The organism is Streptomyces sp. NPDC001093 (genome assembly GCF_040298985.1).
In the GTDB taxonomy this organism is placed as follows: Bacteria; Actinomycetota; Actinomycetes; order Streptomycetales; family Streptomycetaceae; genus Streptomyces.
The window spans coordinates 17113-42541 of record NZ_JBEPBF010000090.1 but is presented as its reverse complement, the minus strand read 5'-3'; the positions used below and the strand labels follow the sequence as shown (position 1 = coordinate 42541).

The 25429-nt window shown below is 74.0% G+C and carries 19 protein-coding genes and 1 pseudogene; 7 read left to right on the top strand and 13 right to left on the bottom strand.

Going from position 1 to position 25429, the window contains the following annotated elements; all coding sequences use genetic code 11:
• Positions 1-206 (top strand): annotated as a pseudogene (locus tag ABT288_RS33735) (class I SAM-dependent methyltransferase); the annotation flags it as partial.
• A 4-nt stretch (positions 207-210) separates the two neighbouring features.
• Here the strand turns inward: ABT288_RS33735 and ABT288_RS33730 are convergent.
• Entirely contained in the window at positions 211-2136 is a 1926-nt protein-coding gene (locus ABT288_RS33730; RefSeq protein WP_351616029.1) for an ABC transporter ATP-binding protein, read from the bottom strand.
• Between the two features lie 96 nt (positions 2137-2232).
• Here ABT288_RS33730 and ABT288_RS33725 point away from each other — a divergent pair, with 96 nt between their 5' ends.
• Positions 2233-3207: a lysylphosphatidylglycerol synthase transmembrane domain-containing protein gene (locus tag ABT288_RS33725; protein ID WP_351616023.1), complete on the top strand. Its 975-nt coding sequence runs from the start codon at positions 2233-2235 to the stop codon at positions 3205-3207.
• A 40-nt stretch (positions 3208-3247) separates the two neighbouring features.
• A complete protein-coding gene (locus ABT288_RS33720) occupies positions 3248-4012 on the top strand; it encodes a crotonase/enoyl-CoA hydratase family protein (protein ID WP_351616020.1) in 765 nt (254 codons plus the stop codon).
• A gap of 36 nt (positions 4013-4048) precedes the next feature.
• Here ABT288_RS33720 and ABT288_RS33715 read toward each other — a convergent pair whose 3' ends face one another.
• The 3 genes from ABT288_RS33715 to ABT288_RS33705 are packed head-to-tail and all read right to left on the bottom strand — an operon-like array spanning position 4049 to position 8303.
• Positions 4049-5473: an NAD(P)/FAD-dependent oxidoreductase gene (locus ABT288_RS33715; protein ID WP_351616017.1), complete on the bottom strand. Its 1425-nt coding sequence runs from the start codon at positions 5471-5473 to the stop codon at positions 4049-4051.
• Entirely contained in the window at positions 5470-6876 is a 1407-nt protein-coding gene (locus ABT288_RS33710; RefSeq protein ID WP_351616015.1) for an FAD-dependent oxidoreductase, read from the bottom strand. Before ABT288_RS33710 ends, ABT288_RS33715 begins: the two co-directional genes overlap by 4 nt.
• Positions 6873-8303 (bottom strand): FGGY family carbohydrate kinase, encoded by a 1431-nt coding sequence (locus ABT288_RS33705; RefSeq protein WP_351616012.1) that lies wholly within the window; start codon positions 8301-8303, stop codon positions 6873-6875. The genes ABT288_RS33710 and ABT288_RS33705 overlap by 4 nt, the downstream gene beginning before the upstream one ends.
• A gap of 248 nt (positions 8304-8551) precedes the next feature.
• Here ABT288_RS33705 and ABT288_RS33700 point away from each other — a divergent pair, with 248 nt between their 5' ends.
• The 3 genes from ABT288_RS33700 (at position 8552) to ABT288_RS33690 (ending at position 12400) form a co-directional block, all read left to right on the top strand.
• Positions 8552-9538, top strand: a complete 987-nt coding sequence (locus tag ABT288_RS33700) for a hypothetical protein (protein WP_351616010.1) — start codon at positions 8552-8554, stop codon at positions 9536-9538.
• 42 nt (positions 9539-9580) lie between these two features.
• Positions 9581-11113, top strand: a complete 1533-nt coding sequence (locus tag ABT288_RS33695; protein ID WP_351616008.1) for an amino acid permease — start codon at positions 9581-9583, stop codon at positions 11111-11113.
• Between the two features lie 183 nt (positions 11114-11296).
• A complete protein-coding gene (locus ABT288_RS33690; RefSeq protein ID WP_351616005.1) occupies positions 11297-12400 on the top strand; it encodes a mechanosensitive ion channel family protein in 1104 nt (367 codons plus the stop codon).
• Between the two features lie 890 nt (positions 12401-13290).
• On the opposite strand, the gene ABT288_RS33685 is transcribed toward ABT288_RS33690, so the two are convergent.
• From ABT288_RS33685 to ABT288_RS33675, 3 genes are all read right to left on the bottom strand, one after another.
• Positions 13291-13719, bottom strand: coding sequence for a DUF7144 family membrane protein (locus ABT288_RS33685; protein WP_351616002.1), 429 nt, complete (start codon positions 13717-13719; stop codon positions 13291-13293).
• 32 nt (positions 13720-13751) lie between these two features.
• Complete coding sequence (locus ABT288_RS33680; protein ID WP_351615999.1) at positions 13752-14219, bottom strand: SHOCT domain-containing protein; 468 nt, start codon at positions 14217-14219, stop codon at positions 13752-13754.
• A gap of 110 nt (positions 14220-14329) precedes the next feature.
• A complete protein-coding gene (locus ABT288_RS33675; protein WP_502972890.1) occupies positions 14330-14977 on the bottom strand; it encodes an HdeD family acid-resistance protein in 648 nt (215 codons plus the stop codon).
• A gap of 239 nt (positions 14978-15216) precedes the next feature.
• Here ABT288_RS33675 and ABT288_RS33670 point away from each other — a divergent pair, with 239 nt between their 5' ends.
• Complete coding sequence (locus tag ABT288_RS33670; RefSeq protein ID WP_351615996.1) at positions 15217-16626, top strand: DUF2252 domain-containing protein; 1410 nt, start codon at positions 15217-15219, stop codon at positions 16624-16626.
• Positions 16627-16648: 22 nt separating this feature from the next.
• Here the strand turns inward: ABT288_RS33670 and ABT288_RS33665 are convergent, their stop codons facing one another.
• The 6 genes from ABT288_RS33665 to ABT288_RS33640 all read right to left on the bottom strand — a co-directional run bounded on the left by ABT288_RS33665 (position 16649) and on the right by ABT288_RS33640 (position 25238).
• Positions 16649-16846, bottom strand: coding sequence for a DUF8691 family protein (locus ABT288_RS33665; protein WP_351615993.1), 198 nt, complete (start codon positions 16844-16846; stop codon positions 16649-16651).
• A 110-nt stretch (positions 16847-16956) separates the two neighbouring features.
• Positions 16957-17475: a hypothetical protein gene (locus ABT288_RS33660; RefSeq protein WP_351615990.1), complete on the bottom strand. Its 519-nt coding sequence runs from the start codon at positions 17473-17475 to the stop codon at positions 16957-16959.
• A gap of 17 nt (positions 17476-17492) precedes the next feature.
• Positions 17493-19121, bottom strand: a complete 1629-nt coding sequence (locus ABT288_RS33655; RefSeq protein ID WP_351615987.1) for an MFS transporter — start codon at positions 19119-19121, stop codon at positions 17493-17495.
• A gap of 145 nt (positions 19122-19266) precedes the next feature.
• Positions 19267-21933: a winged helix-turn-helix domain-containing protein gene (locus ABT288_RS33650; RefSeq protein WP_351615985.1), complete on the bottom strand. Its 2667-nt coding sequence runs from the start codon at positions 21931-21933 to the stop codon at positions 19267-19269.
• A gap of 201 nt (positions 21934-22134) precedes the next feature.
• Positions 22135-23373, bottom strand: coding sequence for a hypothetical protein (locus ABT288_RS33645; protein ID WP_351615982.1), 1239 nt, complete (start codon positions 23371-23373; stop codon positions 22135-22137).
• A gap of 959 nt (positions 23374-24332) precedes the next feature.
• Positions 24333-25238, bottom strand: coding sequence for a YhjD/YihY/BrkB family envelope integrity protein (locus tag ABT288_RS33640; protein WP_351615979.1), 906 nt, complete (start codon positions 25236-25238; stop codon positions 24333-24335).
• Between the last annotated feature and the right edge of the window lie 191 nt (positions 25239-25429).

The following is a 25429-nucleotide window of genomic DNA, read 5'->3' as shown; positions in this document are numbered from 1 at the left end:
GCGAGGCCGTGTTCCCGGGCGCCGGCCAGGGACGCAGTCCGCGCCGCTGGCGGGAGGTCATCGAATCGGGCCGGATCCCGTGGTGCGCGCAGACCGGGCCGGAGCAGGCGGCCGAGGCGTGCGGGCGGCTCGCGGCCCTGCCGGAGCAGGACCGCGCTCGCCGGGATCCGCTGTACCGGCTTCTCGCACTGAAGAAGACGGCATAGCCGCTCAGACCGTCGGCACCTCGGCCACGAGCGCTTCCGCCGCCGTCTCCTCCCCCGGCGCCCGCACCGCACCCTCCCGCCCCGCGAACTGCGTCCGGTACAGCTCCGCGTACCGGCCCTGCTCCGCCAGCAGCTCCTCGTGCGTGCCGCGCTCCACGATCCGGCCGGACTCCACGACGAGGATCAGGTCGGCGGCCCGGACCGTGGACAGGCGATGGGCGATGACCACGGCGGTGCGGCCCTCCAGGGCCTCGGTGAGCGCCTCCTGGACTGCCGCCTCCGAGGTGTTGTCCAGGTGGGCGGTGGCCTCGTCCAGGATGACCACGCGCTGGCGGGCCAGCAGCAGCCGGGCGATGGTCATCCGCTGGCGTTCGCCGCCGGAGAGCCGGTAGCCGCGCTCGCCGACCACCGTGTCCAGGCCGTCCGGCAGGGACCGTACGACCTCGGCCAGGCGGGCGCGGCCGAGCGCGTCCCAGAGGTCCTCGTCCGTGGCGTCGGGGCGGGCGAGGAGGAGGTTGGCGCGGACCGTGTCGTGGAAGAGGTGGCCGTCCTGGGTGACCATGCCGAGGGTGCCGCGCAGGGAGGCGGCGGTCACGTCGCGGACGTCCACCCCGCCGATCCGGACGGCACCGGCGTCGACGTCGTACAGGCGCGGCAGCAGCTGGGCGATGGTGGACTTGCCGGCGCCGGAGGAGCCGACGAGGGCGACGGTCCGGCCGGGTTCGGCGCGGAAGGAGATACCGTGCAGGACCTCGGAGCCGCCGCGGGTGTCGAGGGCGGCGACCTCCTCCAGGGAGGCGAGGGAGACCTGGTCGGCGGCCGGGTAGGAGAAGCGGACGTCGTCGAACTCGACGGCGACGGGCCCCTCGGGGACCTCCCGGGCGTCCGGCTTCTCCTCGATCAGCGGCTTCAGGTCCAGCACCTCGAAGACCCGCTCGAAGCTGACGAGAGCGCTCATCACCTCGACCCGGGCACCGGCCAGCGCGGTGAGCGGGGCGTACAGGCGGGTCAGCAGCAGGGCGAGGGAGACGACCGCGCCCGCCTTCAGGGTGCCGTGCAGCGCGAACCAGCCGCCGAGGCCGTAGACGAGGGCCAGGGCGAGGGCGGACACCAGCGTGAGGGAGGTGATGAACACCGACTGGGCCGTGGCCGTGCGCACACCGATGTCCCGCACCCTCGCCGCGCGGGCCGCGAACTCCGCCGACTCCTCCTCCGGGCGGCCGAACAGCTTGACCAGGGTGGCGCCGGGCGCGGAGAAGCGCTCGGTCATCCGGGTGCCCATGGCCGCGTTCAGCGCCGCCGCCTCGCGCTGCATGCGGGCCATCCGGGTGCCCATGCGGCGGGCCGGCAGCACGAACACCGGCAGCAGCACCAGCGCGAGCAGGGTGATCTGCCAGGACAGGGTGAGCATCACCGCGAGGGTGAGCAGCAGGGTGACCAGGTTGCTGACCACGCCGGACAGGGTGTTGGCGAACGCCCGCTGGGCGCCGATCACGTCGTTGTTGAGTCGGCTGACCAGCGCTCCCGTACGAGTCCGTGTGAAGAACGCGACGGGCATGCGCTGCACATGATCGAACACAGCCGTTCTGAGGTCGAGGATGAGTCCCTCCCCGAGCGTCGCCGACAGGCGCCGGCCGAGGATGCCGAGCCCCGCCTCCGCGAGGGCGACGAGCGCGATGAGCAGGGAGAGCCGGACCACCGTGCCGGAGTCGTGCCCCGCCACGATCGCGTCGACGACGCGGCCGGCGAGCACTGGGGTGGCCACGGCGAGCAGCGCGGTCACCACCCCGAGCACCACGAACCGGGCGATGCCCGCGCGGTGCGGGCGGGCGAAGGCGGCGATACGGCGCAGCGTGGCGCGGGCGAAAGGCCGGCGCTCGTCCTGCGCGTTCATGACACTATGCAGCTGCATCCATGCGGTGGTCTCCATGCTCATGGAAGAGAACGTAGAACCTCAAGCTTCGTTGAGGTCAATGTTCCCGCCTTTTCACCCGCCGTTGGGACGGTCCGGAGAACCTCTGCGGATGTGACTGCCGTCCCGCTCTCCCCACCTCCCCGGGGACGACTCCCCCGTCGCGTCCCCGTCCGTCAGGTGCTGTGCCTGGTGCCGCTCCTGCTCGTCGCCGTGGTCGCCGTACGGAACCGCTCCCTGCTCGCCGAGGGCTTCGGCCAGCTGCGCACCGCCTCCTGGCCGTGGCTGCTCGCGGCGGCCGGCGCCACCTGTCTGACCTGGGTGGCCGCCGCGTTCACCCGCCAGGGCGCGGTGGTGCAGCCGCTGCCGAAGGGGCGGCTGCTGGCCACCCAGTTCGCGGCGGCCTCGGCGAACCACCTGCTGCCCACGGGGCTGGGCGCGGGCGCGGTGAACCTGCGGTTCATGACCGTGTGCGGGGTGCCGCTCGCCCGCTCCTCGGCCGCGCTCGCCCTGTATCTGCTGGCCGAGTCCGTGGGCCGGCTCGGTCTGCTGTCCGTGCTGCTGCTGGCCTTCCCCGACGCGCTGCGGCTCGGCCCGCTGCTGCCGGACGGCTCGGCCCTGCCGCTGCTGCTGGGCGCGGGCGGCCTGCTGGTGGTGGCGGCGGGCGTGGTGGCCCTCGTACGACCGCTGCGCGCCCGCGTGCACGCCTTCGTCCGGGATGCCCTCGGCGAGGCGCGGTCGGTGCACACCCGGCCGGCCCGTGCCCTGGCGCTGTGGGGCGGCTCGCTGGCCTTCCCCGCGCTGCAGGCGGCCGGTCTCGCCGCGGTCGGCCAGGCGCTGCGGCTGCCGGTGCCGGTGGCGCACATGGCGCTCGCCTACCTCGCGGCGACCGTCGCGGTGGCGCTGGTGCCGACACCGGGCGGGCTCGGCTCGGTCGAGGCCGCCCTGATCGTGGCCCTGATGGCGGTGGGCGGCCCGGCCGCGGTGGCCACGGCGGTGGTGCTCGCCTACCGCATCATCACCGTGTGGGTGCCGCTGCTGCCGGGGGCGCTGACGCTGGGGGCGCTGGTACGGTTCAAGGTCATCTGAGGCACAGTGGCCTTCCGAACCAGAACGAGGAGGGCCTGCCATGCCGGTCCGCGTGGAGCGCACGGAGTACGTCACCACGGTCGTCCTCTCCCGGCCTACGGCCCGCAACGCGGTGGACGGTCCCACGGCCGCCGAACTCGCCGACGCCTTCCGGGAGTTCGAGGAGGACGACGGGGCCCGCGTCGCGGTGCTGTGGGGCGAGGGCGGCACGTTCTGCGCGGGGGCGGACCTGAAGGCGATCGGCACCGAGCGCGGCAACCGTGTGGCCGAGGACGGTGACGGCCCGATGGGGCCGACCCGGATGCGGCTGTCGAAGCCGGTGATCGCGGCGGTGGCCGGGCACGCGGTCGCGGGCGGTCTCGAACTCGCGCTCTGGTGCGATCTGCGGGTCGCGGAGGAGGACGCCGTGTTCGGGGTGTTCTGCCGCCGCTGGGGCGTGCCGCTGATCGACGGCGGCACGGTACGGCTGCCCCGGCTGATCGGCACCAGCCGGGCCATGGACATGATCCTCACCGGCCGCCCCGTACCGGCCCGGGAGGCCTACGAGATCGGGCTAGCCAACCGGGTGGTGCCGACGGGACGCGCCCGCGCCGAGGCCGAGGCGCTGGCCGCGGACATCGCCCGCTTCCCCCAGGCCTGCCTGCGCAGCGACCGCGCGTCGGTCCTCGACCAGGAGGGGCTGGACGAGGAGGCGGCGCTGCGGGGTGAACTCCGGTACGGCCTGGAGGTGTTGGCCCAGAGCGCGGAGGGCGCCGCACGGTTCGCGTCCGGGTCCGGGCGGCACGGTTCGTTCACCGATCTGTGAGCGCTCGTCACGCACGGCACTGACAACGGGCCCGCTTCAGCCCACGCTCACCCGTACCTCACCGCCCTTCGGGTCGGCCTGGCCCGTCCAGCGGGCCGTGAGGGTCAGGGTGCGGTTGGGCAGCGCGGTCCCGAGGCCCGGCCGCGCGCGGAGCAGGAGGCGGCCGTCCTGATGGACCTGGAGGACCGGGCGGGTCAGCGGGGCGTCGGTGCGCAGGACGTAGCGGGCGGGCGGGTCGGCGGGGTTGACGCGGTTCGGGGCGATCCAGCGCAGCGGGGCCCCGACGGCGAGCGGGACTCCCGGGTCCGGCCAGGGGGCGCCCGCCAGGAAGTCCAGGACGGCACCGGCCACCCGGGCGCCCTCGGCGGCCGCCGTGCCGGCCCGCTCGACGGCGTGCAGGACGTTCCCGGCCGCGAAGACTCCGGGGCGCGAGGTGTGCAAGCCGCCGTCGACGGCGGGGCCGCGGGTGCCGGGATCCAGGGTGAGGGCGCCGCGGCGGGCCAGTTCGTGGTCGGGGACGAAGTCACCCGTGAACACGACGGTGTCGCAGGCCAGTACGGCCGTGCGCCCGTCGCGTCGGCGCACGCGGACCCCGGACAGGCGGCCGTGGCCGAGGAGTTCGGCGACCGTGGTGTGCGTCAGCAGCGGAACGCGGTCGCGCAGGCGGGCCGACCCGGCGCGCGCCCGGCCTGTCTGGGCCCGCGGGTGTTCCGTGACCAGGGCGACGACCTCGGCGCCGGCCGCGCGCACGGTGGCGGCCGCCGCGTACGAGACGTCCTCGGCACCGACGACGACCGCGCGGGTGCCGATGTGCTGCCCGTACAGGTGGACCGCCTGCTGGAGTTCTCCGGTCGTGTAGACCCCGGCGGGGCGGGTGCCGGGCACCAGCCGGGCGGTGCGCGGACGTTCACGGGCACCGGTGGCCAGCACGACGGCCCGCGCCTCGATGTTCTCCGGCCCGCCGGGACCGACGGCGCTGAGCACCGTACCGGCACGGGATCCGGCGGCCCCGGACACCGGACCGCCACCGGTGCCGCTTCCCGCGGGCCCGGCCGCGGAGTCCGCAAGGCCCGACCCCACGCCGGAGACGCCTGCCACCACCGGGCCCCCACCACCCGGCCCCGCGCCGGACCGCCCAGCCGCACCCCCGTCCGGAAGTCCCGCCCCGGGCGCCGACAGCCCCGTGCACGCCCAGTCCAGGACCGTCACCCCGGTCCGGATCACCGCGCCCGCCCGCCCGGCGGCCTCGGTGAGCAGACGGGCGTAGGCGGATCCGGTCAGCGGGTGCGTCCACGTGCCGAAGCCGCCGTGTGCGCAGTGCCGCGGGACTCCGCCCGCCTCGGTCTCCCGCTCCAGCACCTCCACGCGCCCCGCCCCGGCGGCGGCCAGCCGTGCGGCGGCCGCGAGTCCGGCGGGGCCGGCACCGACGACGAGGACGTCGATCAGGCGAGGGCTCGTCATGACCGCCCCCTTCCCCGTTCGAACAGCTCCCGTACCGCCGCCCCGCAGGAGAACCCCTGGCACCGGCCCGCCCGGGCCCGGGTGCGGCGGCGCAGGCCCTCCAGGGTGCGGGGCGGGATCGTCCCGGCGAGGGCGTCCCGGATCTCGCCGCGGGAGACGCGCTCGCAGTGGCACACGAGGGTGCCGTACTCGGGGTCGGCGGCGATGAGTTCGGGCCGCTGGTAGGGGCGCGGGAAGGCCTCGCCGAGGTTGGGCATGGTCACCGGCTCCGGCTCGCGCACCGGGCCGAGCTCGAGCCCCGTGCCGGCCAGCAGGCCGGTGACATGGGCGGCGATGGCCAGGGACGCGGTCAGGCCGGTGGAGCGGATGCCGCCGACGGTGACGTACGCCTGCTCGGGGTGGGCGGCGATGCGATAGTCCTCCTGCCCGGTGGCCGCGCGCAGCCCGGCGTAGACGGCGGTGACCTCCTCGTCCAGGAGGGCGGGCAGGATCCGGCGGCCCTTGGTCCGCAGTCCGGCCAGGCCGTCGCCGGTGGAGCCGGTGGCCCGCTTGTCGTCCAGGTCCTCGGCGGTGGGGCCGAGCAGCACGTTGCCGTAGACCGTCGGTGCGACCAGGACGCCCTTGCCGAGCGCGGTCGGTACGGGCAGCAGGATGTGCCGGACGAGCGGGCGGGCGAACTTGTCGTACACCAGGAGCTGGCCGCGGCGCGGGGTGACGGTGAAGTCCTCGTGGCCGAGCAGCCGGTCGACGGTGTCGGCGTGGAGTCCGGCCGCGTTGACCAGGTGGCGGGCGTGCAGGGTCCCACGGGAGGTGGACAGCCGGTGGCCGCTTCGCCAACTCGCCTGCTGCACCTTGGTGTTCAGGTGCAGGTCCACTCCGGCGCGGACCGCCTGGGTGGCGTAGGCCAGGGTCGTCGTCCAGGGGCAGATGATGCTCTCGCCGGGCACGTGCAGGGCGCCGAGCGCGCCGGGGCCGAGGTGGGGTTCGCGGGCGTACAGCTCGTCGGGGCCGAGCAGGCGCGTCTCGTGGCAGCCGTTGCGCTCGGCCTTCCCGGCCAGCCGGGGCAGGGTGGCGAGCTGCTCCTCGTCCCAGGCGACCAGGAGGGCGCCGACCCGTTCGACGGGGATGCCGGACTCGGCCGCGTAGGCACCGAGCCGGTCGTGGCCCTCCCGGACCAGCCGGGCCTCCAGGGTGCCGGGGGCCGCGTCGAAACCGGTGTGCAGGATCGCCGTGTTGGCCTTGGAGGTGCCCTGCCCGACGTCGTCCTGGGCCTCGACCAGGGCGACGCGCAGGCGCGGGTGGCGGGCGAGTTCCCGGGCGATGGCGCAGCCGACGACCCCGGCGCCGACGATCGCGACGTCGTACGCCGTCGTGGGCAGCGGGCCTTCCGCGGTGACGGTCATGAGCCGAGCAGGGCCGCGACGGCGGCCCGGAAACCGGCCCGGCGTTCGGCGGCCCGGTCGGCGGCGATGCGGGGTTCGTACACGGCGGCGGGCTTCCAGTCGGGCAGGGCCCGTGCGACGCCCAGGGTAGGGTCCGCGCCCAGGCGGGCGAGGGCGGCCGCGCCGAGTGCGGTGGCGTCGGGCAGCGCGGACACCTCGACGGGGCGTTGCAGCAGGTCGGCCTGGGTCTGCATGAGCAGGGCCGAGCGGGTCAGGCCGCCGTCGACGCGGAGCGTGTCCAGCGGGGCGCCGAGGTCGGCGGCGGCCGCGTCGGCGAGTTCGGCGACCTGGGCGGCGATGCCCTCGCACAGGGCGCGCACCAGATGGCCGGGGCCGGTGTCGAGGCCGAGTCCGGTGAGCGAGCCGCGCAGGTCGCCGCGCCACCAGGGGGCGGCGAGTCCGGCGAGGGCAGGGACGAAGGTGACGCCGCCGCTGTCCGGGACGGTGCCGCCCACGGGGTCGAGGTCGGCGGCGGAGGAGATGATGCCGAGGTCGCAGAGCCAGCGGACGGCGGAGGCCGCGGTGTAGACCTGGCCGTCGAGGCAGTAGCTGGTCGCACCGGCCAGCCGCCAGGCGACACAGCTGACCAGGCCGGAGGTGCCGCGCCGGGGCCGGTCGCCGGTGTGGGCCAGCAGGAACGCGCCGGTGCCGTAGGTGCACTTGGCGGTGCCGGGTGCGGTGACGCGCTGGGCGAGCAGGGCGGCCTGCTGGTCGACGATCAGTCCGGTGAGCGGGATCTCGCGGCCGAACGCCGTGGTGGTGCCGACCGGCCCGGCGGCGTCGGTCACCTCGGGGAGGCGCTCGTCGGACAGGCCGTACATCTCCAGCGCCCTCGGCGACCACTGGGCGCGGTCCAGGTCGAGGAGCTGGGTACGGCCGGCGGTGGCGGCGTCGGTGGCGAAGGCGCCGGTGAGGCGGTGGACCAGCCAGGCGTCGGAGGTGGTGACGACGCCCTCGCGGGTGAGGTGGCGGCGGATCCAGGCCATCTTGGGGGCGGCGAAGTACGGGTCCAGGGGCAGCCCCGTCAGCTGACTCAACTCCTCGGCGTGCCCGGCGAGTTCGCCGCACACGGTCTCGGCGCGCCGGTCCTGCCACACCAGGGCGTCGGTGAGCGGGCGGCCGTCGGCCGGGTCCCAGGCGAGGACGGTCTCGCCCTGGTTGGCGAGGCCGAGCGCCACGACGTCCTCGCCGGCCTCGGCGAGCGCCTGCCGGCCGGCGTCGACCACGGAGTCGTACAGCTCGGCCGGGTCCGCCTCGACCAGCCCTCCGGGCAGGTACCGGGGGCGGACCCCGGCGAACCCGGAGCCCAGGACGCCGCGTTCCGGGCAGACCACGAGGGCCTTGGTGCCGGACGTGCCCTGGTCGACGGCGAGCACCGGACCCGTCATCGCGCCTTACCCCGCTCCGCACCGAAGATCACCGCGCCAGCCTGCCGCCGCGGCGGGACGGCGTCAAGCACCCTTGGGCGGCCAACTGGCTGAACAATCGGTTGAGTTGGTAACAATGGCAAGGCGGAACCCACGCCTCTATAGTGACCGCCGACCAGCACCCCACACCTCCGTCCGCCCACAGGAGGGCTGTTGCCACGCCACCCCGCCAGCTCGCCCGCGCCCCAGTGGCCCGGGGCAGTCGGCTGATGGCCAGAGAAGGACCCCGTCCCTCCTACGACCCCGCCGGCCCCGACCACGCCCTGCGCGCCGCGCTCCAGGATCTGCGCACCGGGCGCTGGATGGCCATGCGCACACTGCTCGCGGACACCCCGCCCGGAGGGCGGTGGACCCAGCGCACCCAGGTCCTCGCGGCGGCCGCCGCCGGCACCGACGTGGTGCGCGCCTGGCTCACGGAGGAGCCGGACAGCGTGCACGCCGCGGTGATGCGGGCGCGGGTCGGGGTGGAGCGGGCACTGCGCGCCCGGCGCGAGAAGCACCGCCGTACCCACGAGTTGTGGATCGAGGCCTGGGACGCCGCCCAGTCCGCCACCGGGATCGCCCCGCGGGACCCGGTGCCCTGGGTGTGCCTGCTGGCGCTGGCCCAGCTGGATCCGGAGCAGCGCTGGGAGGAGCACCGGGTGCCCGCGCCCGAACCGATGCTGCCGCCGGGACCCTGGGGGCTGCTGGCGGAGGCCCACGGACGCGACCCGTACAACCGCGAGGCCCACCACCGGATGCTCCAGTTCCTGTACGTGCGCGACGGCTCGGGCCGGCTCGCGCAGGCCGCGGGCTACGCCCAGTGGGCCGCCGGGCAGGCGCCCCCCGGCTCGGCACTGCACCTGCTGCCGCTGTACGTCCGCGTCGAGCGCTACCGGCGCGACAGCGGGCACGACGCGGCACTCGACCTGCACTGGGTGGCGGAGGACGCGGCCCGCGAGGCGCGGCACGCCCTGCACTCCTGGTTCGAGCACACCCACCGCGCCGAGCGCTCGCTGCCGGACCTCAACCACCTGGCCCACGCCCTGTGGGGGTCGCTCCGGTTCCCCGACGCGGCAAGGGTGTTCGACGCCATCGGCCCGTACTTCACTCCGCCGCCCTGGATGTACCGCACGCCCGACCGCGACCGTGCCGTGGAGGTCTTCATCCAGGCCCGGGACCGCTGCCGGGCCGCCGCGGACGGCTCCCGCTCGTGAACCGCCCCTGTCCTCGCCCCTCTTGACCCGGAGGTCCCCCGCATGTCCCCCACCCCCGATCCCGTGCCCTCGGCCGGCCTGCCCCAGCAGGACGAGGAGCAGCGGCTGCGCGAACTCGGCTACCGGCCGGTGCTGGCCCGCCGCATGGGCGGCTTCGGCAACTTCGCGATCAGCTTCTCGGTGATCTCGGTCCTGTCCGGCTGCATGACCCTGTACGGCTTCGGCCTGAACACCGGCGGCCCGGCCGTGATGCTGTGGGGCTGGGCGGGCGTCGGCCTGTTCGTGCTGTGCGTGGGCCTCGCGCTCGCCGAGGTCACCAGCGCCTACCCGACCTCCGGCGCGCTGTACTACATGGCGGACCGGCTCGGCGGCCGGCGCTGGGGCTGGTACACGGGCTGGCTGAACCTGCTCGGTCTGCTCGGCGCGATCGCCGGTATCGACTACGGCGCCGCCCTGTTCACCGGCGCGTTCGCGAACCTGCAGTGGGGCTTCACGCCGACGCCCGGCAGGACGATGCTCATCTTCTGCGCCATCCTGCTGCTGCACGCGGTGCTGAACCTGTTCGGCGTCCGCCTGGTCAGCCTGCTGAACTCGGTGAGCGTGTGGTGGCATCTGGCGGGTGTCGCGCTGATCGTCGGCGCGCTCGCGATCGTCCCCGACCACCACCGGTCGGCGTCCTTCGTGTTCACGAAGTTCGTCAACGAGACCGGCTGGCACAACCCGCTCTACGTCGCGGCGATCGGCCTGCTGCTCGCCCAGTACACCTTCTCCGGCTACGACGCCTCCGCGCACCTGTCCGAGGAGACCTCGCAGGCCTCGGTGTCCGCGGCGCGCGGCATCGTGCGGTCCATCTGGGCGTCCTGGATCGCGGGTTTCGTGCTGCTCGCCGGTCTGACCTTCGCCATCCAGAACTACGACGCCACGCGCAACACCGCCACGGGGGTGCCGCCCGCGCAGATCCTGCTCGACGGCCTGGGCACCGGCGGCGCGAGCGCGCTGCTCCTGGTGGTGATCGTCGCCCAGCTGTTCTGCGGAAACGCCGAGGTCGCCGCGGCCAGCCGGATGGTGTTCGCGTTCAGCCGCGACGGCGCGCTGCCCGGCTCGCAGCTGTGGCGCACGGTGAGCGGCCGCACCCAGACACCGGTGGCCGCCGTGTGGCTGTCCGTCGTCGTGGCGGGTGTCCTCGCCCTGCCGTCGCTGTACTCGGCGACGGCGTACAACGCGGTGACCGCCATCAACGTCATCGGCATCACCCCCGCCTACGCCATCCCGGTGCTGCTGCGGCTGCGCGCGGGCGACCGTTTCCGGCCGGGGCCGTGGCAACTGGGCCGCTGGAGCAAGCCGATCGGCTGGATCGCGGTGGTCTGGGTGGCCTGTGTGACCGTGCTGTTCTGCCTGCCGCAGGCCTCGCCGGTCACGGTCGACACGATGAACTACGCGTCGGTGGCGCTCGCCGTCGTCCTGGTCCTCGCGACCCTCTGGTGGTACATCGCCCGCCGCTCGTACGGCACGCCCACCGCGGCCGCGTACGGCAGCGACCGCGACCAGGCCGAACTCGCGGAGGGCATCGTCTGAGCCACCTGCCCGAAGAGCGCCGGTCCGGGTGCGAACTGGCGTTCCGGATGCGGCAGGATGAGCGATCGCGCCGGTCACCGGGGTTTGTCCGGCCGGCGCGATCGCACATCCCGCACATCGAGCAGGTGACAACGTGACGAGACCTCACAACTCCGCAGCAGGCGCGCGCCCCGGAGGTGACCGGTGAACCGCGCGCTGACCCTGGACGACCTCGTCCTCGCCGGCATCGCGGTGGCGGCGGGCCTGTTGCTGGCCTTCCTGTCCCGCGCCCTGCTGCGCTGGCTGGCCAAGCACGCCAAACGGACCCGCTGGAGCGGCGACGACGTCATCGTGGACGCGCTGCGCTCGGTCGTGCCGTGGGCGGCGATCGCGGGCGGTGCGGCGGCGGCCGCGGCCGTGCTGCCGCTGACGCGGACCGTGCAGCACCACACCGACCAGTTCCTCGAGGTGTGGCTGATCTTCGTGGTGACCCTGTCCGCGGCCCGGGTGATCGCCGGACTCGTCCGTACGGTCACCCAGTCCCGCTCGGGCGTGGCGGGCTCGGCGACCATCTTCGTCAACATCACCCGGATCCTGGTCCTCGCCATCGGCTTCCTGGTGGTCCTGCAGACCCTCGGCATCTCCATCGCGCCCCTGCTGACCGCCCTGGGCGTCGGCGGTCTGGCGGTCGCCCTCGCCCTGCAGGACACCCTCGCCAACCTCTTCGCGGGCATCCACATCCTGGCCTCCAAGACGGTCCAGCCGGGCGACTACATCCGCCTCGGCAGCGGCGAGGAGGGGTACGTCGTCGACATCAACTGGCGCCAGACGACGGTCCGTCAGCTGTCCAACAACCTGGTGGTCATCCCCAACGGCCAGCTCGCCAAGGCCAACATGACCAACTACACGCATCCCGAGCAGCGGTTGACGGTGCTGGTGCAGGTCGGGGTGGGCTACGACGCCGACCTGGAGCACGTGGAGCGCGTGACGGCGGAGGTCGTCGCGGAGACCATGCGCGAGGTGGAGGGCGCCGTACCGGACCACGAGCCCGCCATCCGCTTCCACACCTTCGGCGACTCCCGCATCGGCTTCACGGTGATCCTCGGCGTCGGCGAGTTCAGCGACCAGTACCGCATCAAGCACGAGTTCATCAAGCGCCTCCACCGCCGCTACCGCACGGAGGGCATCACCATCCCCGCCCCCGCCCGCACGGTGACTCTCCAGCAGGGCGCGGTGGCGATTCCACTACAGCGCAGCGGAGAGAACGCCACACCGGGCTCCGCCCGGGACGAGCAACACCTCTACTGAAACAACCGGGGGCTACCGGGGCGACCACCGGCGGCAGCCCGGCCGCCGGCGCCCCGCAGGGACAACCACCGCCCCGGCACCCACACCCGAAGCCGGCCACGGCGGCACAACCACGCCCCGGCCGGCGGCACCCGACATGCACAGGCACGCAACGGGCTCCGCCCGGGACGAGCAACACCTCTACTGAAACAACCGGGGCTGCCGCGGCGACCACCGGGCGGCAGCCCGACCGCCGGCGCCCCGCAGGGACAACCACCGCCCCGGCACCCACACCCGAAGCCGGCCACGGCGGCACAACCACGCCCCGGCCGGCGCCAGCCGACATGCACAGGCACGCAACGGGCTCCGCCCGGGACGACCAACACCTCTACTGAAACAACCAGGGGCTGCCGCGGCGACCACCGGGCCGCAGCCCGACCGCCGGCGCCCCGCAGGGACAACCACCGCCCCGGCACCCACACGCCCAAGCCGGCCACGGCGGCACAACCACGCCCCGGCCGGCGGCACCCGACATGCACAGGCACGCAACGGGCTCCGCCCGGGACGACCAACGCCTCCGCTGAACACCTGAGGCCGACCGGGGCGAGGGAGGGGCGCCGCGGGACCGGTGTCCGCAGGCCGCCCGGGCGGTCGCAAGACGTGCGATGCCGTGGGCGAACGCAGCCAGGACGGACGGCCGGAAACGTCGGCACTCTCCGCCTCCTCGGCAGCGCCGTGGGCCGGAGGGAGTCCACCGTCGTGATGAAGTCGGCGACCTCGCCGGCACCGCCGGCCGGCCGTCACCCCGCGTTCGCCGTCCAGCAGCGAGGCGTAGACGCTGGGCGGGGCCGAAGCGCGGGGCGCACCGCCGGTCGGCGGTCGTGCCGGGCGGCACCGGGGCCGCGGTCCGGCTACGGGCTCTTGGCGGATTCCTGCCCCTGGACCACGCACAGGGCCCAGATGACGAAGCCGGAGACGGCGATCATCACGACGGACCACACCGGGTAGTACGGCAGGGACAGGAAGTTGGCGATGATCACCAGGCCGGCGATGGCCACGCCGGCGACACGTGCCCACATCGACGGTCCGAACAGACCGAAGCTGACGATCACGGCGATCGCGCCCAGGACCAGATGGATCCATCCCCAGCTCGTCAGATCGAACTTGAAGACGTAGTTGGGCGTCGTGACGAAGACGTTGTCCTGAGCGATCGCCATGATGCCCCGGAACACGCCGAGCAGCCCGGCGATCATCAGCATGACGCCCGCGAAGGAGGTCAGGCCGCCCGCCCATGCCTGCTTGGTGCTGCGGGTGTGGGCGCGGGAGGGGGTCGTGGTCATGGGTGGCCTCGATTCGTTCTCGTGGACGCGTCTCAGCGCCCGGTGGAGGTGTGTACGCTGTCGCCGGGCCGGGCCGGGCCGGCACCGCTGAGGACCAGCTCCTTCGCCCTGCGGAACTCGTCGTCGGTGATCTCACCCCGGGAGCGCATGGCGGAGAGCTTGGTGAGCTCGTCGGCGCTGCTGGTGCCGGTCGTGCCCTGCGCGGTCTGCCGCACATAGGAGTCGAAGGCTTCCTGCTGGGCGCGCGCCTGCGCAACTTCCCGCCGCCCCATGCCCTTGCCGCGGGCGATCAGGTAGACGAAGACGCCCAGGAAGGGCAGCGCGATCACGAACAACGTCCAGCCGGCCTTGCCCCAGCCGCCCATGTCGTCGTCGCGGAAGATGTCGACGATGACCCGGAACAGCAGGACGAACCACATGATCCACAGGAAGAACACCAGCATGGTCATGAAGGCACCCAGCACCGGGTAGTCGTACGCGAGGTAGGTCTGCGCGCTCATGTCATTCCTCCGTCCGGGGCACCGGCTCGCCGAGCCGGTTTCTGCCGTTCTCACCGTGCACCCCACGAGGGAGGGGCGTCCTCACCCGATGCGGGTGATCGTGCCGGGGATCAGTCAGCGGAGCCGGGTACGTCCGGCGGCATGCCGCTCCGGCGCAGTGCGGCCCGCCACGCGAAGGCGGTCACCAGCTCGGCCAGGCCCAGCAGCACGAGCCACAGGCCGAGCAGCCGGGTCAGCGCCCGTGCCGACTCCGCAGGCAGCGCCAGCACCACGATCCCGGCGACGATGCCGAGCAGCGCGGCGCCCAGGACGACCCAGCGGTGCGGAAGGTCCTTGGCGGCGATCGCCGGGTAGAGGGTGAGGAGGCCGGACGCCAGCCACAGAAGCCCGACGATCAGCGACAGCGCGGTGATGGTCTGCAGCGGATTGCGCAGGCAGAGCACGCCCGCCAGGACGTACAGCACCGCGACCAGCAGACCGGCGAGCCGGTCCCCGTGGTCCTCCCGCGCGAACGCCGTCACGCACCGGATCGCGCCGGTGAGCAGCAGGTAGAGGCCGATGAGCACGGCGAGGACGTGCAGTGTCTCGTCCGGCCAGACGAGAATCAGCACCCCTGGTACGAGCGTCACGATCGCCGCCCCGAGGATCCAGGTCCAGGAGCGGGCGATCGCCGTCATGGCCTGTGCGGGGCCGGTGGCCGCCTCGCCGGGCAGATGCGACAGGCCGGCCCGCTGCGCCTCTCCACGCGGTTCGGTCATGGCTCCTCCTCGCGCGATGGGATCAGGCCGCTCACGGACTCTCGGCGGGGCGGCCCACGGCCCCTCGAGGGCACAGCCTGCCGGGGCGGCCGCCGCTCCGGATCACCCGCCGCGGGTGATCCCTCCTCCCGGTCCGGGCGCTGGGGTGGACCCGACGGGCGCACGGCCCTTGTTCCGGCGCCCCGCGCGAGCCCGGTCCCGGCGGCGGAGCACGGGCCGCAGGACCAGGAGAGTGGATCATGACCGCACCGAGTGCCGTCACCGTCTCGTCGTCACCGGCCGACCGGGCGGCCCACGGCAGGCAGGCGCGCAGGCGCGCCCCGCGCTCGGGCCACGGCGAGTTCGAGCCCGCGCCGCACCGGCCGGACGTCATCGACGTACTGGAGCACCAATCGGCCGGCCGGGTACCGGAGTTGGTGCCCATCCGCTACGGCCGCATGCTCGCGTCCCCGTTCCGCTTCTACCGTGGTGCGGCGGCGGTCATGGCGACGGACCTGGGCACGCTGCCGGACACCGGGCTCCAGGTCCAGTTGTGCGGGGACGCGCAGCTGCTGAACTTCGGGCTGCTGGCGTCGCCCGAACGGCATCTGGTCTTCGACATCAACGACTTCGACGAGACGTTCCCGGGCCCGTTCGAATGGGACGTCAAACGGCTGGCGGCCAGCTTCGTCATCGCGGCGCGGGCCAACGGTTTCACGGAGCGGGAGCAGGACGACGCGGCGGGCGCCTGCGTGCGGGCGTACCGGGAGCGGATGCGGGAGTTCGCCGGCATGCGCACGCTGGACATCTGGTACGCCCAGGACGACGCCGACGTGATGCGCGAGTTGCTGGCCACCTCGATGAGCGGGGAGACCAGGCGCCGTACGGCCGAGGCGGCCTCGCGCGCCCGTACCCGGACGCACCTGCGAGCGTACGCCAAGCTCACCCGGCTCACGCCGGAGGGCCGGCGGATCGCGGCGGACCCGCCGCTGGTCACCCCGCTGCGGGAACTGCGCGGCGAGTCCTCGGGCGAGGAGGAGGACAAGGAGCTCCAGACGCTGCTGGAGTCGTACGCGCGGACCCTGCCCGCGGACCGGCGGCACCTGCTGAGCCGCTTCCGGCTGGTGGACATGGCCCGGAAGGTCGTCGGGGTCGGCAGCGTCGGCACCCGGTGCTGGATCCTGCTGCTGCTCGGCCGCGACGACGACGATCCGCTGCTGCTGCAGGCCAAGGAGGCACAGGAGTCGGTGCTGGCGGCACACACCGGCGGCGAACGGTACGACAACCAGGGCCGCAGGGTGGTGACCGGCCAGCGGCTCCTCCAGGCCGCCGGTGACATCTTCCTGGGGTGGACGCACGTCGTGGGCCTCGACGGGCGCGGACGGGACTTCTACGTACGGCAGTTGTGGGACTGGAAGGGCAGTTTCCGGCCGGAGACCTGGGACCCGGTTCTGCTGCGGCTGGTCGCCCGGGTGTGCGGGGCGTCGCTGGCACGGGCCCACGCCCGGTCCGGCGATTCCGTCGCCATCTCCGCCTACCTCGGGGGCACCGACCGCTTCGACCGTGCGCTGGCCCGGTTCGCGCAGGCCTACGCGGACCGCAACGAGCGGGACTTCGAGGCGCTGGGCGAGGCCGTGCGCGCGGGGCGGATCGTGGCGGCCGATCGGTGAGTGACCGTACGCCGGGTGGCGGTCACTCCGGTACTTGCCGCATCTCCACGACCCGCAGGCCCAGGGACTGGCAGCGGTTCAGCAGCCCGTACAGGTGCGCCTCGTCGACGACGGGACCGAACAGCACCGTCTGACCGGACATCTTCACGTGATCCAGCTCCGGGAAGGCCTTGGTGAGGGTCTCCGACATGTGTCCATCGACGCGGATCTCGTAGCGCATGGGCCGTACTCCCGCCGCGGGCCGCTGCGGTCTGCCTGCGGACTTGCTGCGATCCTGCTCCGCCCGGCCGCGCCGGGCCTCACCCGGCGCAGGTGACCGGGGGCCGGGCTTCAGTGGCTCAGCGCGATCTTGAAGGTGATGATCGCCAGGCCGAGCAGCAGATTGACCGCGGCGGTGCCCGCCACCAGCCGCCACGACGCTCCGGCCTGCCGTGCGCCGGCCGCGGACCAGCCCACCTGGCCTGCCACCGCGACGGCGACCGCCAGCCAGGCCGCGCCGCCGACGTCCAGGCCGAGCAGCGGGCTGACGGCGATGGCGAGGGCGGGCGGGACGGCCGCCTCGACGATCGGCCACTCCTCTCGGCACACCCGCAGGACCGTCGGCCGGTCCAGTGCCCGTTGCGCGAGACGGGCCCCGAACAGCTGGGCGTGGACGTGGCCGACCCAGAAGACGAGGCCGGTGAGCAACAGCAGCATCACCAGTTGCAGACGGGGGAACTGTCCCAGGCCACCGGCGCCGATCACCACCGACGCCGCCAGCATCGATCCGTACACCGCACCCGTGTAGTCGGCGTGGGCGCGGCGCTCGGTGCGGCGTTCCCGGGCTGTGGTGCGGCCGGTCGAGGACATCGCCGTGGCCTTCCCGCTCACTCCGTGGCGCCGGTGGCGCCGGCCGGTGCGCCGCCCTGCGACGGCTGTGGACGGCGGGACGGCGCGGTCGGCAGGTGCCGGGTGACGAGGAAGCTCGCCAGGGTGATGCCGCCGGTGGCGAGGATCGCCGACTTCAGGCCGTAGAGCTGTGCCGAGGCGTACGAGCCGGTGAGGGCGTCGACCTCGGACGGCGGCAGTCCGGCGTGCTGGGCGGCCGAGCGCACCTGGTCGGTGGGCACGAAGCTGACCCCGGCCTCCAGGTGGACGCCGGTCTGCTGCCGGGTCTGGGCCGACAGCCGGGGGTTGCTCTCCACCTCCGTGGTGAACGCGTGCACCAGCGCGCCGATGAGGACCGAACCGATGAGCGCGGTACCCAGCGCCGAGCCCAGGTTCTGCGCCGTGAACTGCAGGCCGCCGACCTCGCTGCGTTCCGCCTCGCCGACGCTGGACTGGACGACGTTGCCCAGCTGGGAGGCGAGCAGCCCCATGCCGATGCCGAGCACCGCCATGGCGCCGGCGAACTGAGCGTTGTCGATCTTCGGTTCGATGGTGGCGAGCAGCCAGACGATGGCCGCCGCCAGCGTGAGCAGGCCGATCCGCACCACCCGGCGCGGCCCCATGGCGCGGCCGGCCCGCGCGGCGCCGAGGGAGGTGACGAGCATGGTGACGGACACCGGAAGCAGCCTGAGTCCGGTCTGGAAGGCGTCGAAGCCCTGCACCACCTGCAGGTACAGCGGAATGGTGAAGAACAGTCCCAGCAGGATCAGGTTCTGGCTCAGCAGGGTGAGCAGGCCGGAGCGCAGGGGCGGCACGCCGAACAGCGACAGGTGCACCAGGGGGTCGGCGCCCGCGGCCTCCCGCCCGCGGTCCCAGTGCGCGAACAGGGCCAGTACGGCCACCCCGGCGGCGACGACGAAGAGGGTGGGCGCGAAGCCGAGGACGGTGAAGGGCGGGTTGCGCGGCTTGACCCAGCCCCAGGTGCTGCTCTGCAGCACGCCGAGCACGCCGAGCCCGAGTCCGCCCGCCGAGAGGACCGCGCCGACCACGTCCAGCCGGGGCGGCGGTCCGGTCCGCGCGGCCTCCTTGATGACCCGATGGCACAGCAGGATGACGAGGACGACGACGACCTCGCCCGCGAAGACCAGCCGCCAGGTCAGGTACGTCGTCACCCAGCCGCCCAGCAGCGGGCCCACGGCGATACCGGCGCCCGCCAGTCCGCCGATCACACCGTAGGCGACGGCCCGGTCCCTGCCCCGGTAGGACTCGGCGACCAGGGCCGCCATGGCGGGCAGCACCATCGCGGCGCCGAGCCCCTCGATCACCGACCAGCCCAGGGTGAGCACCCACAGGGTGGGCGCCAGCGCGGTGAGGGCCGAACCGGTGCCGTAGACGACCAGGCCGAGCAGGAACAGCCGACGGCGGCCGTGGATGTCGCCGAGCCTGCCGCCGATGATCATGAACGCGGCCATGACCAGCGCGTACAGCGTGATGACGGCCTGGATGGCGGTGACCTCGGTGTGAAAGTCCTCGACCAGCCGGCTGATGGAGACGTTCATGACGGACGTGTCCAGGACCATCAGGAACTGGGCTGTCCCGAGCACCATCAGAGCGCGCCAATGTCCCACGGTGTCCACCACCTCGCCCGGGTGCTCCCGGCCGCTCGCGCGGTCCCGTGACGACCGCCCCGGCCTGCCCGGCCGCCGTCTTCATCGCAGCGGGGACCGCCGCCTCGGCGCCTCACCCGTCACGGGCGAACCACCCGGCCGGAGGTCAGATCAGCCCGTGGTCGCGGGCGCGGCGCACCGCCTCGGCGCGCCCGTTCACCCCGAGTTTCCGGTAGGCGCTCTTGAGGTGGGTCTTCACCGTGTTGACCGAGACGTACAGGTCGGCGGCGATCTCCTCCGTGGACATCAGGTCGGCCAGCCTGCCCACGACCTCGCGCTCGCGTCCGCTCAGCTCCTCGACGACCAGGGACGAGCCGTCCGCGGCCGCTCCCGGGCCGCTGGGCGGGGCGGGGTGGCCCAAGGTGAGCCAGCCCGCGGCCAGATCCTGCAGAGGCGGTGAGTCCAGCAGATGCCGGATGCGCGGTCCGGCTTCGAGGAAGGGGCGCCGCAGCCGCTCCCGCCGGGCCTGCAGCAGGGCACCGGCGAACAGTTTGCGAGCGGCGGCGACGTCCGTCTCCTGGGCGGCCCCGGCACGCACCAGCGCGCACCGCACGGCCGCCCTCGGGCCGGTGCACCGTTGCGTCCGCATGTGGTCGAGCAGGCCGAGCGCGCCTTCCTGGTTCCCCGCGGCGAACCTCGCCCAGGCCAGCTCCGCCGCCCACGGGGGCTCACCGTCGCAGGAGACGTCGTCGAGCACCTTCAGGGCGCTTTCCGTGCGGCCCTCGGCCAGATGGGCGGCGGAGGCGACCAGCGCCCTCTGGGCCTCCGCCCAGGGCGAGTTCACCAGGGCCGGCACATCGAGGTCGGCCGCCGCCGCGGCGGCCCGTGGCTCCCCCCGCGACAGCAGCAGCCGGGAGGTCGCGAGGGCCCGGCCGGCGGCCGTCACCGGATCGCGCGGGGCGCCCGAGGCCGCCGCCTCGTCCAGCAGGGCCTGTGCCTCGGGCAGTTCGTCGCGGTCGACGGCCACGGCCGCCAGCACCAGCTGCCCGAGGCCCGCGCCGGGGAAGCCGGGGTCGCGCAGGCCGAACCGCTCCGTCTCCCTCAGGGCCGCCCGGGCCTTGCGCTCCGCCCGGCAGAGCCAGCCGTTCAGGTAGTCGATCAGCGCGAGCTGGCCGAGGGAGTCCTCGCGCGGCAGCGTCGTCGCGACGCCGCCGGGGCATCCGGCCACGGCGGACAGGGCGGCGCGGGCGTCGTCGAAACGCCCGGCCCACAGCCGGGCCGCGCCCACATGGGTCAGCAGCAGGGCGCTGAACTCGGGGTGTGTGTCCAGCAACTCGGCGGAGACCTCGCCCCACAGCCGCTCCGCCGTCGTCGCGGCCTGCTCGGCCATGCCGGGCGAGCCGGTCAGCCGGGCCGCCAGGGACTGCAGCAGCACCAGGCTCAGCCGGGCCGCGGCGTCCGGCTGCGCGGCCAGGCGCTCCTCGGCCCGGCGCAGCTGGACCAGGCCGCGTTCCACATCGCCCCGGGACAGCTCGCGCGCGGCGCGCACCAGGTCCGCCGCCGCGCTCGTGGCCTCGGGGCCCATCCGGGAGAACAGCTCGACGAGGTCGTTCGCGCGCAGGCCGGTGAAGAGCCGGCCGATGGCCAGGTCGTCGACGAGGGTCCGGGTGGTGAAGTTCCAGTCGCCGGCGGCCGCGCCGTGCGCCAGCGCCTCGGGCAGGGCTCCGGAGGCGTGCAGCCACTGCGCGGCACGACGGTGCAGTTCGGTCTCGAGCCCGGGCGAACGGAACCGCAGGTGGGCCCGGAGTATTTCACCGAAGAGGGGGTGCAGGCGGTACCACGAGTGCCCGAGGTCCTCCACGAACGCGTTCTGGCTGTGCAGTGCGGCGAGGATCGGCTCGGCACCGCCGCGGCCGGTCAGCTCCGCGACCAGCTCGGGGGAGAAGCGCTCCACGACACTGACTCTCAGCAGGAGGTCCTGCACCCGGGCCGGCTGCCGCTTCAGCACCTCGGTGAGCAGGAAGTCGGCGATCGTGCTCCGGCCCGCCTCGAAGTCCCGCAGATACGCCGCCGGGTCCGGGCTCTGCCGGGCGGCCAGGGCGCACAGGCGCAGCCCGGCGGCCCAGCCCCCGGTGCGTTCCACCAGCGCGCGGACGGCCGCCGTGGGCAGGCGCAGTCCGTGCAGCTCCAGGAGCGCGGCGGCCTCCTCGACGGTGAAGGCCAGCTCGGCGCCCCGGATCTCGGTCATGGCCCCGGCAGCCCGGTAGCGGTGCAGCGGCAGCAGCGGCTCGGTGCGGGTGACGACAACCAGGCGCAGCCCCCGCCCGGCGTGGTGCAGGACGAACTCCAGCTGTTCCGCGATCCGTGCGGAGGTCACCCGGTCGAACTCGTCCAGCACGAGGAGGACGGGCCGCTCCAGCCCGCTCAGTTCGTGCGCGAGACGGGACAGCAGCCCGTGGTCCACGCGGCTCGCGTCGCCGGGGCAGCCGATGTCGGACGGCAGCGGTACTCCGGCGGCACGCAGGGCCTCGAGCACATACGCCCAGAACACTCCGCAGCCCTGGTCCTCCGCCTCGGTGGTGAACCAGGCCACTGGTTGCCGGAGCCGGGCGGCCCAGTCCGCGACCAGCAGGGTCTTGCCCGCGCCGGCCGAGCCGTTGACCATCGTCAGCGGTGTTCCGAAGGCCTGGTCGAGGTGTTCGGCGAGCCGCGGACGGCGCACGAACACGGCCGGCGTGGCCGGCAGGGCGAACCGGGTCCGGAGAAAGGGTTCGCCCAGCGGATCGACGTGTGTGACGGCCGATCGCCTCGGGTTCTTCTGCCGCGTGGTCACAGGGTCACCGCCCTGTCGTCGGGCCTGCGGAGCGGGCTCCACTCGATCAGGATCCCAGTTTTCCGGCCCCGGCGCAGGTCGGACCGGGCCGCTCGGCCCACCCCCACACCTCCACGCCCCCACGCCCCACACGTCCCCGCAGTGCAGGTCAGGTTCCTCGGACCGGAGGCGCGCGCGGCCCGGCTCCGTGAAATGCCCCGGTCAGTGCTCGTCCCCGGCCGGCCGCGGCTCCCCGCGCGTCGCGTTCAACTGCACGCGCCCGGCGGCCGCCAGCAGGGCGAGCACCGCCAGGACGCCGAGCAGTACGAGGACCAGCAGCAGGACGGTGAGCACCGTCGGATGGTTCCAGAGCGCGAAGACGAGCGCGATGATCAGCAGGACGAGGAGCGTGACGGCCCGGCGGTAGGCCAGCGCCCACGCGCCGACCCGCCCGGCGCCGACGTGATGGGCGGCCGCCCAGCGCGCCGCGGAGTCCGCCGTGTGGTCGGAGTAGCCCCGGACGGCCACGGGCAGCCGTCCCGGCCCGACGAAATAGGCACCCAGCGCGACGACCACGCCGAGGACGACGGCCGTACGCAGGCTGACCCGCAGGAAGCGGAGAAGGGTGTCGAAGACTGCTCCGGCGGCAGCCCTGGACTGCACCTGGGGCGGCAGGTGGTCGAGGTAGTAGGTCCGCGCCACGACCAGGCCGATGGCCACGACCAGGCAGGCGAAGGCGGCGCCCAGCGCGGTGCGTGCCAGGGCCCGGCGCCGGTGGTGGGCCAGGAACACCCCTGCGACACCGAGGAGGACGACGATCACCGGGAACCAGTTCCCGACGATGTCGAGGAGGCGCGCGCCCTTGCGGAACTTGGCGAGCTCGTCGGAGTGGAACAGCACCAGCTGCTTGTTCACCTGCGGGATCTTCTCGGCGGGTTTCAGGCCCGCGTCGACCAGTTCCTTCTTGACCCGGTCGACGGCCGTGCCCACGTCCAGGGTGACCGTGCCGTCGCTGACCCCGAACGCGCCGCGTCCCTTGCCGGTCAGGGCGTGCACGACGGCGTTGTGGGCGCCGCGGTTGGCTTCGCGCCACACCGTCGCGAACGCGTTGCTGTGGACGACGCGGGTGGCGATCTTGGTCACGGCCGAGTCCACGGCGGAGTCGATCTGCGGTCCGAGCCGGCTGACCGCGTCGGCGGCGATCGGCGGCAGACCCTGGGACTGCAGCCAGGAGGCGATGTCCCCGGCGACCCGCTTGCCGTCCACGTGAGTGCCGACCGCCTCGGTGATCCGGCGGACCGCCGCGTCCTGGACCGCGGGTTCGGTGGCCAGGGGCGCGACCGTGGCCACATAGCGGTCGGTGTCGAGCGCGATGTCGTGCACCCAGGTGGCCAGGAGCGCGACGGGTACGAGGATGCAGGTCAGCACGATGAGCACGGCGGAGGCGGTGTTCCGCGCCATCCGACCCGCGACGGACCCGGAACCCGCGGAGCGGCCACCGGGCGGCCCCACCTGACCACCACCGGGCGGGCCCGTCGGAAGACCCCCAGGGGGCTCTCCCTGCCCACCACCGCCAGGCGGCTGCCCGTGCCCACCACCGGAGGGGCCCGCCTGACCACCGCCGGAGGGGCCCGCCTGACCACCGCCGGAGGGACCCGCCTGACCACCACCGGACCGGCCCACCGGACCACCGCCGGAGGGGCCCACCGGACCTCCGCCGGACGGCGTTCCCTGCCCACCACCGCCGGGCGGCTGCCCTTGCCCACCGCCGGAGGGACCCGCCTGACCACCACCCGGCGGGCCTGCCAACGGACCCCCGGGCAGCTTCCCCTGACCACCGCCAGAGGAGCCCCCCTGACCACCACCCGGCGGGCCTGCCAACGGACCCCCGGGCAGCTTCTCCTGCCCACCGCCAGAGGAGCCCCCTTGACCACCACCGGACGGGCCCACCGGACCTCCGCCGGACGGCTTTCCCTGCCCACCACCGCCAGGCGGCTCCCCGTGCCCACCACCGGACGGACTCACCGGACCACCAGGCGACAGTCCCCGCCCACCACCAGACGGACCCACCTGACCACCGCCGGGCGGGCCCGCCTGGGCACCACCGTTCGAGCTCGGCTGCTCGCCGCCGCTCGTGCCCAGGTGGTCCGGCGGATCCGGGGCAGGGTCGGGCCGACGCGCGTCCCGGGCCGGCCGGTCCGCCTCGCCGCCCGGTGGATTCGCGCCCCAATCCCCTGCGCCGCCCGGCGAGTTCGCACCGGCCCGGTCCGGCCCGTGTGCCTCAGTCGTCCGGTGCGGATCCGGCTCCGGTGACTGCGGGTCGGGCGGCGTGGTCATGGACCCTCCGGCGTGGTGGTTACCTGGACAGCACCATTGCCTCAGCCCCGCGGACGCTCCGCGCGCCGGGCGGTCCGGACGGGCTAACCAGGCCCCTGCCCCGGCGCGCCTTCACCTGCCGCGCGCTCACGGTCGCGCAGCGGGGGCGGGCTGCCGAGGCGTGCCGCCAGGAAGGGCTCCTGTGCCAGTACGGCGCCCACGCTGACGGCGACGGCCGTGGCGACGCAGACCACGATCAGCCAGGACAGGAGCACGAACACGGACCCCACGGAACCGTAACTGGCGAGGGCGCGGTCGAGGGCCCGCGGCATGTACACGCGCGCGGTCACCGCCAGCGTGGTGAGGACGGTCGCCGTGATCAGAGCACCCGGCAGCAGGGGCTTCCAGCCGACCTTGCCACCGAGCAGCAGATGCTGGGTCCACCACCACAGGCCCACCTGGCTGACCCAGGTGAGGGGGATGCCGAGCCAGGCACCGGCTCCGAAGCCGTCACGCAACGGGCCCTGGAGCACCAGGACACCGATCCACAGAACCAGCCAGGCCAGCCACCGCCAGGCGGCGATTCGAGTCCCGGTGCGCGGGATCTCCCAGGCTCGCTTGCACAGACGTTGCATCGCCCGGCTGACGGCGGTGGCGGACAGCAGCACCATCAGTACGCCCACCACGCCGGTGGTCTGCTTCAGGTCGTCGGACGTGGGCTGGAGCACCTGCTCCAGCTGGGCACGCGCCGCACCCGTCAGTCCGAAGACCGCTGTCACCGACGCGACCAGCTCACGGCGCACCGCCGCCGGAGCGTACGCCGCGACGACGAACAGCAGCGGGACCGCGGTCAGGAAGGACTGCGCCGCGATGCGCGTACCGGAATCGAAGATGTTCACGGACACCATGCGGTCCGCGACATGCGTGACGACGGGGAACCGGCTCTCCGCCCGCTGATGCACCGATTTCGCCCGGGCGATCAGCCTGTGCGCACGTCCTGCCGTCGCCATCAGGGTCCCAGGGGGAAACTCTGCGGGCACGCCCGGTCCCCGCCTGCTGACGGCACCCCGACGGTCGGCATGACCTCGCTCCTTTCGCTGCGTCCAGGGTGGGGGGCCGCGCCCCCCGCGGCACTCCGGAGTCGTCCGGTGATCCGCTGCCCACCAGCCGACGCCCCCTGAAATATGCGAGCCCTGGCGCC

What these genes read in the sequence shown, in the direction of transcription:
- ABT288_RS33730 (WP_351616029.1), bottom strand. Translation starts at nt 2,136, where the DNA reads ATGGAGACCACCGCATGGATGCAGCTGCATAGTGTCATGAACGCGCAG.
- ABT288_RS33720 (WP_351616020.1), top strand. Translation starts at nt 3,248, where the DNA reads ATGCCGGTCCGCGTGGAGCGCACGGAGTACGTCACCACGGTCGTCCTC.
- ABT288_RS33715 (WP_351616017.1), bottom strand. Translation starts at nt 5,473, where the DNA reads ATGACGAGCCCTCGCCTGATCGACGTCCTCGTCGTCGGTGCCGGCCCC.
- ABT288_RS33710 (WP_351616015.1), bottom strand. Translation starts at nt 6,876, where the DNA reads ATGACCGTCACCGCGGAAGGCCCGCTGCCCACGACGGCGTACGACGTC.
- ABT288_RS33705 (WP_351616012.1), bottom strand. Translation starts at nt 8,303, where the DNA reads ATGACGGGTCCGGTGCTCGCCGTCGACCAGGGCACGTCCGGCACCAAG.
- ABT288_RS33700 (WP_351616010.1), top strand. Translation starts at nt 8,552, where the DNA reads ATGGCCAGAGAAGGACCCCGTCCCTCCTACGACCCCGCCGGCCCCGAC.
- ABT288_RS33695 (WP_351616008.1), top strand. Translation starts at nt 9,581, where the DNA reads ATGTCCCCCACCCCCGATCCCGTGCCCTCGGCCGGCCTGCCCCAGCAG.
- ABT288_RS33685 (WP_351616002.1), bottom strand. Translation starts at nt 13,719, where the DNA reads ATGACCACGACCCCCTCCCGCGCCCACACCCGCAGCACCAAGCAGGCA.
- ABT288_RS33680 (WP_351615999.1), bottom strand. Translation starts at nt 14,219, where the DNA reads ATGAGCGCGCAGACCTACCTCGCGTACGACTACCCGGTGCTGGGTGCC.
- ABT288_RS33675 (WP_502972890.1), bottom strand. Translation starts at nt 14,977, where the DNA reads ATGACCGAACCGCGTGGAGAGGCGCAGCGGGCCGGCCTGTCGCATCTG.
- ABT288_RS33670 (WP_351615996.1), top strand. Translation starts at nt 15,217, where the DNA reads ATGACCGCACCGAGTGCCGTCACCGTCTCGTCGTCACCGGCCGACCGG.
- ABT288_RS33665 (WP_351615993.1), bottom strand. Translation starts at nt 16,846, where the DNA reads ATGCGCTACGAGATCCGCGTCGATGGACACATGTCGGAGACCCTCACC.
- ABT288_RS33660 (WP_351615990.1), bottom strand. Translation starts at nt 17,475, where the DNA reads ATGTCCTCGACCGGCCGCACCACAGCCCGGGAACGCCGCACCGAGCGC.
- ABT288_RS33645 (WP_351615982.1), bottom strand. Translation starts at nt 23,373, where the DNA reads ATGGCGCGGAACACCGCCTCCGCCGTGCTCATCGTGCTGACCTGCATC.
- ABT288_RS33640 (WP_351615979.1), bottom strand. Translation starts at nt 25,238, where the DNA reads ATGGCGACGGCAGGACGTGCGCACAGGCTGATCGCCCGGGCGAAATCG.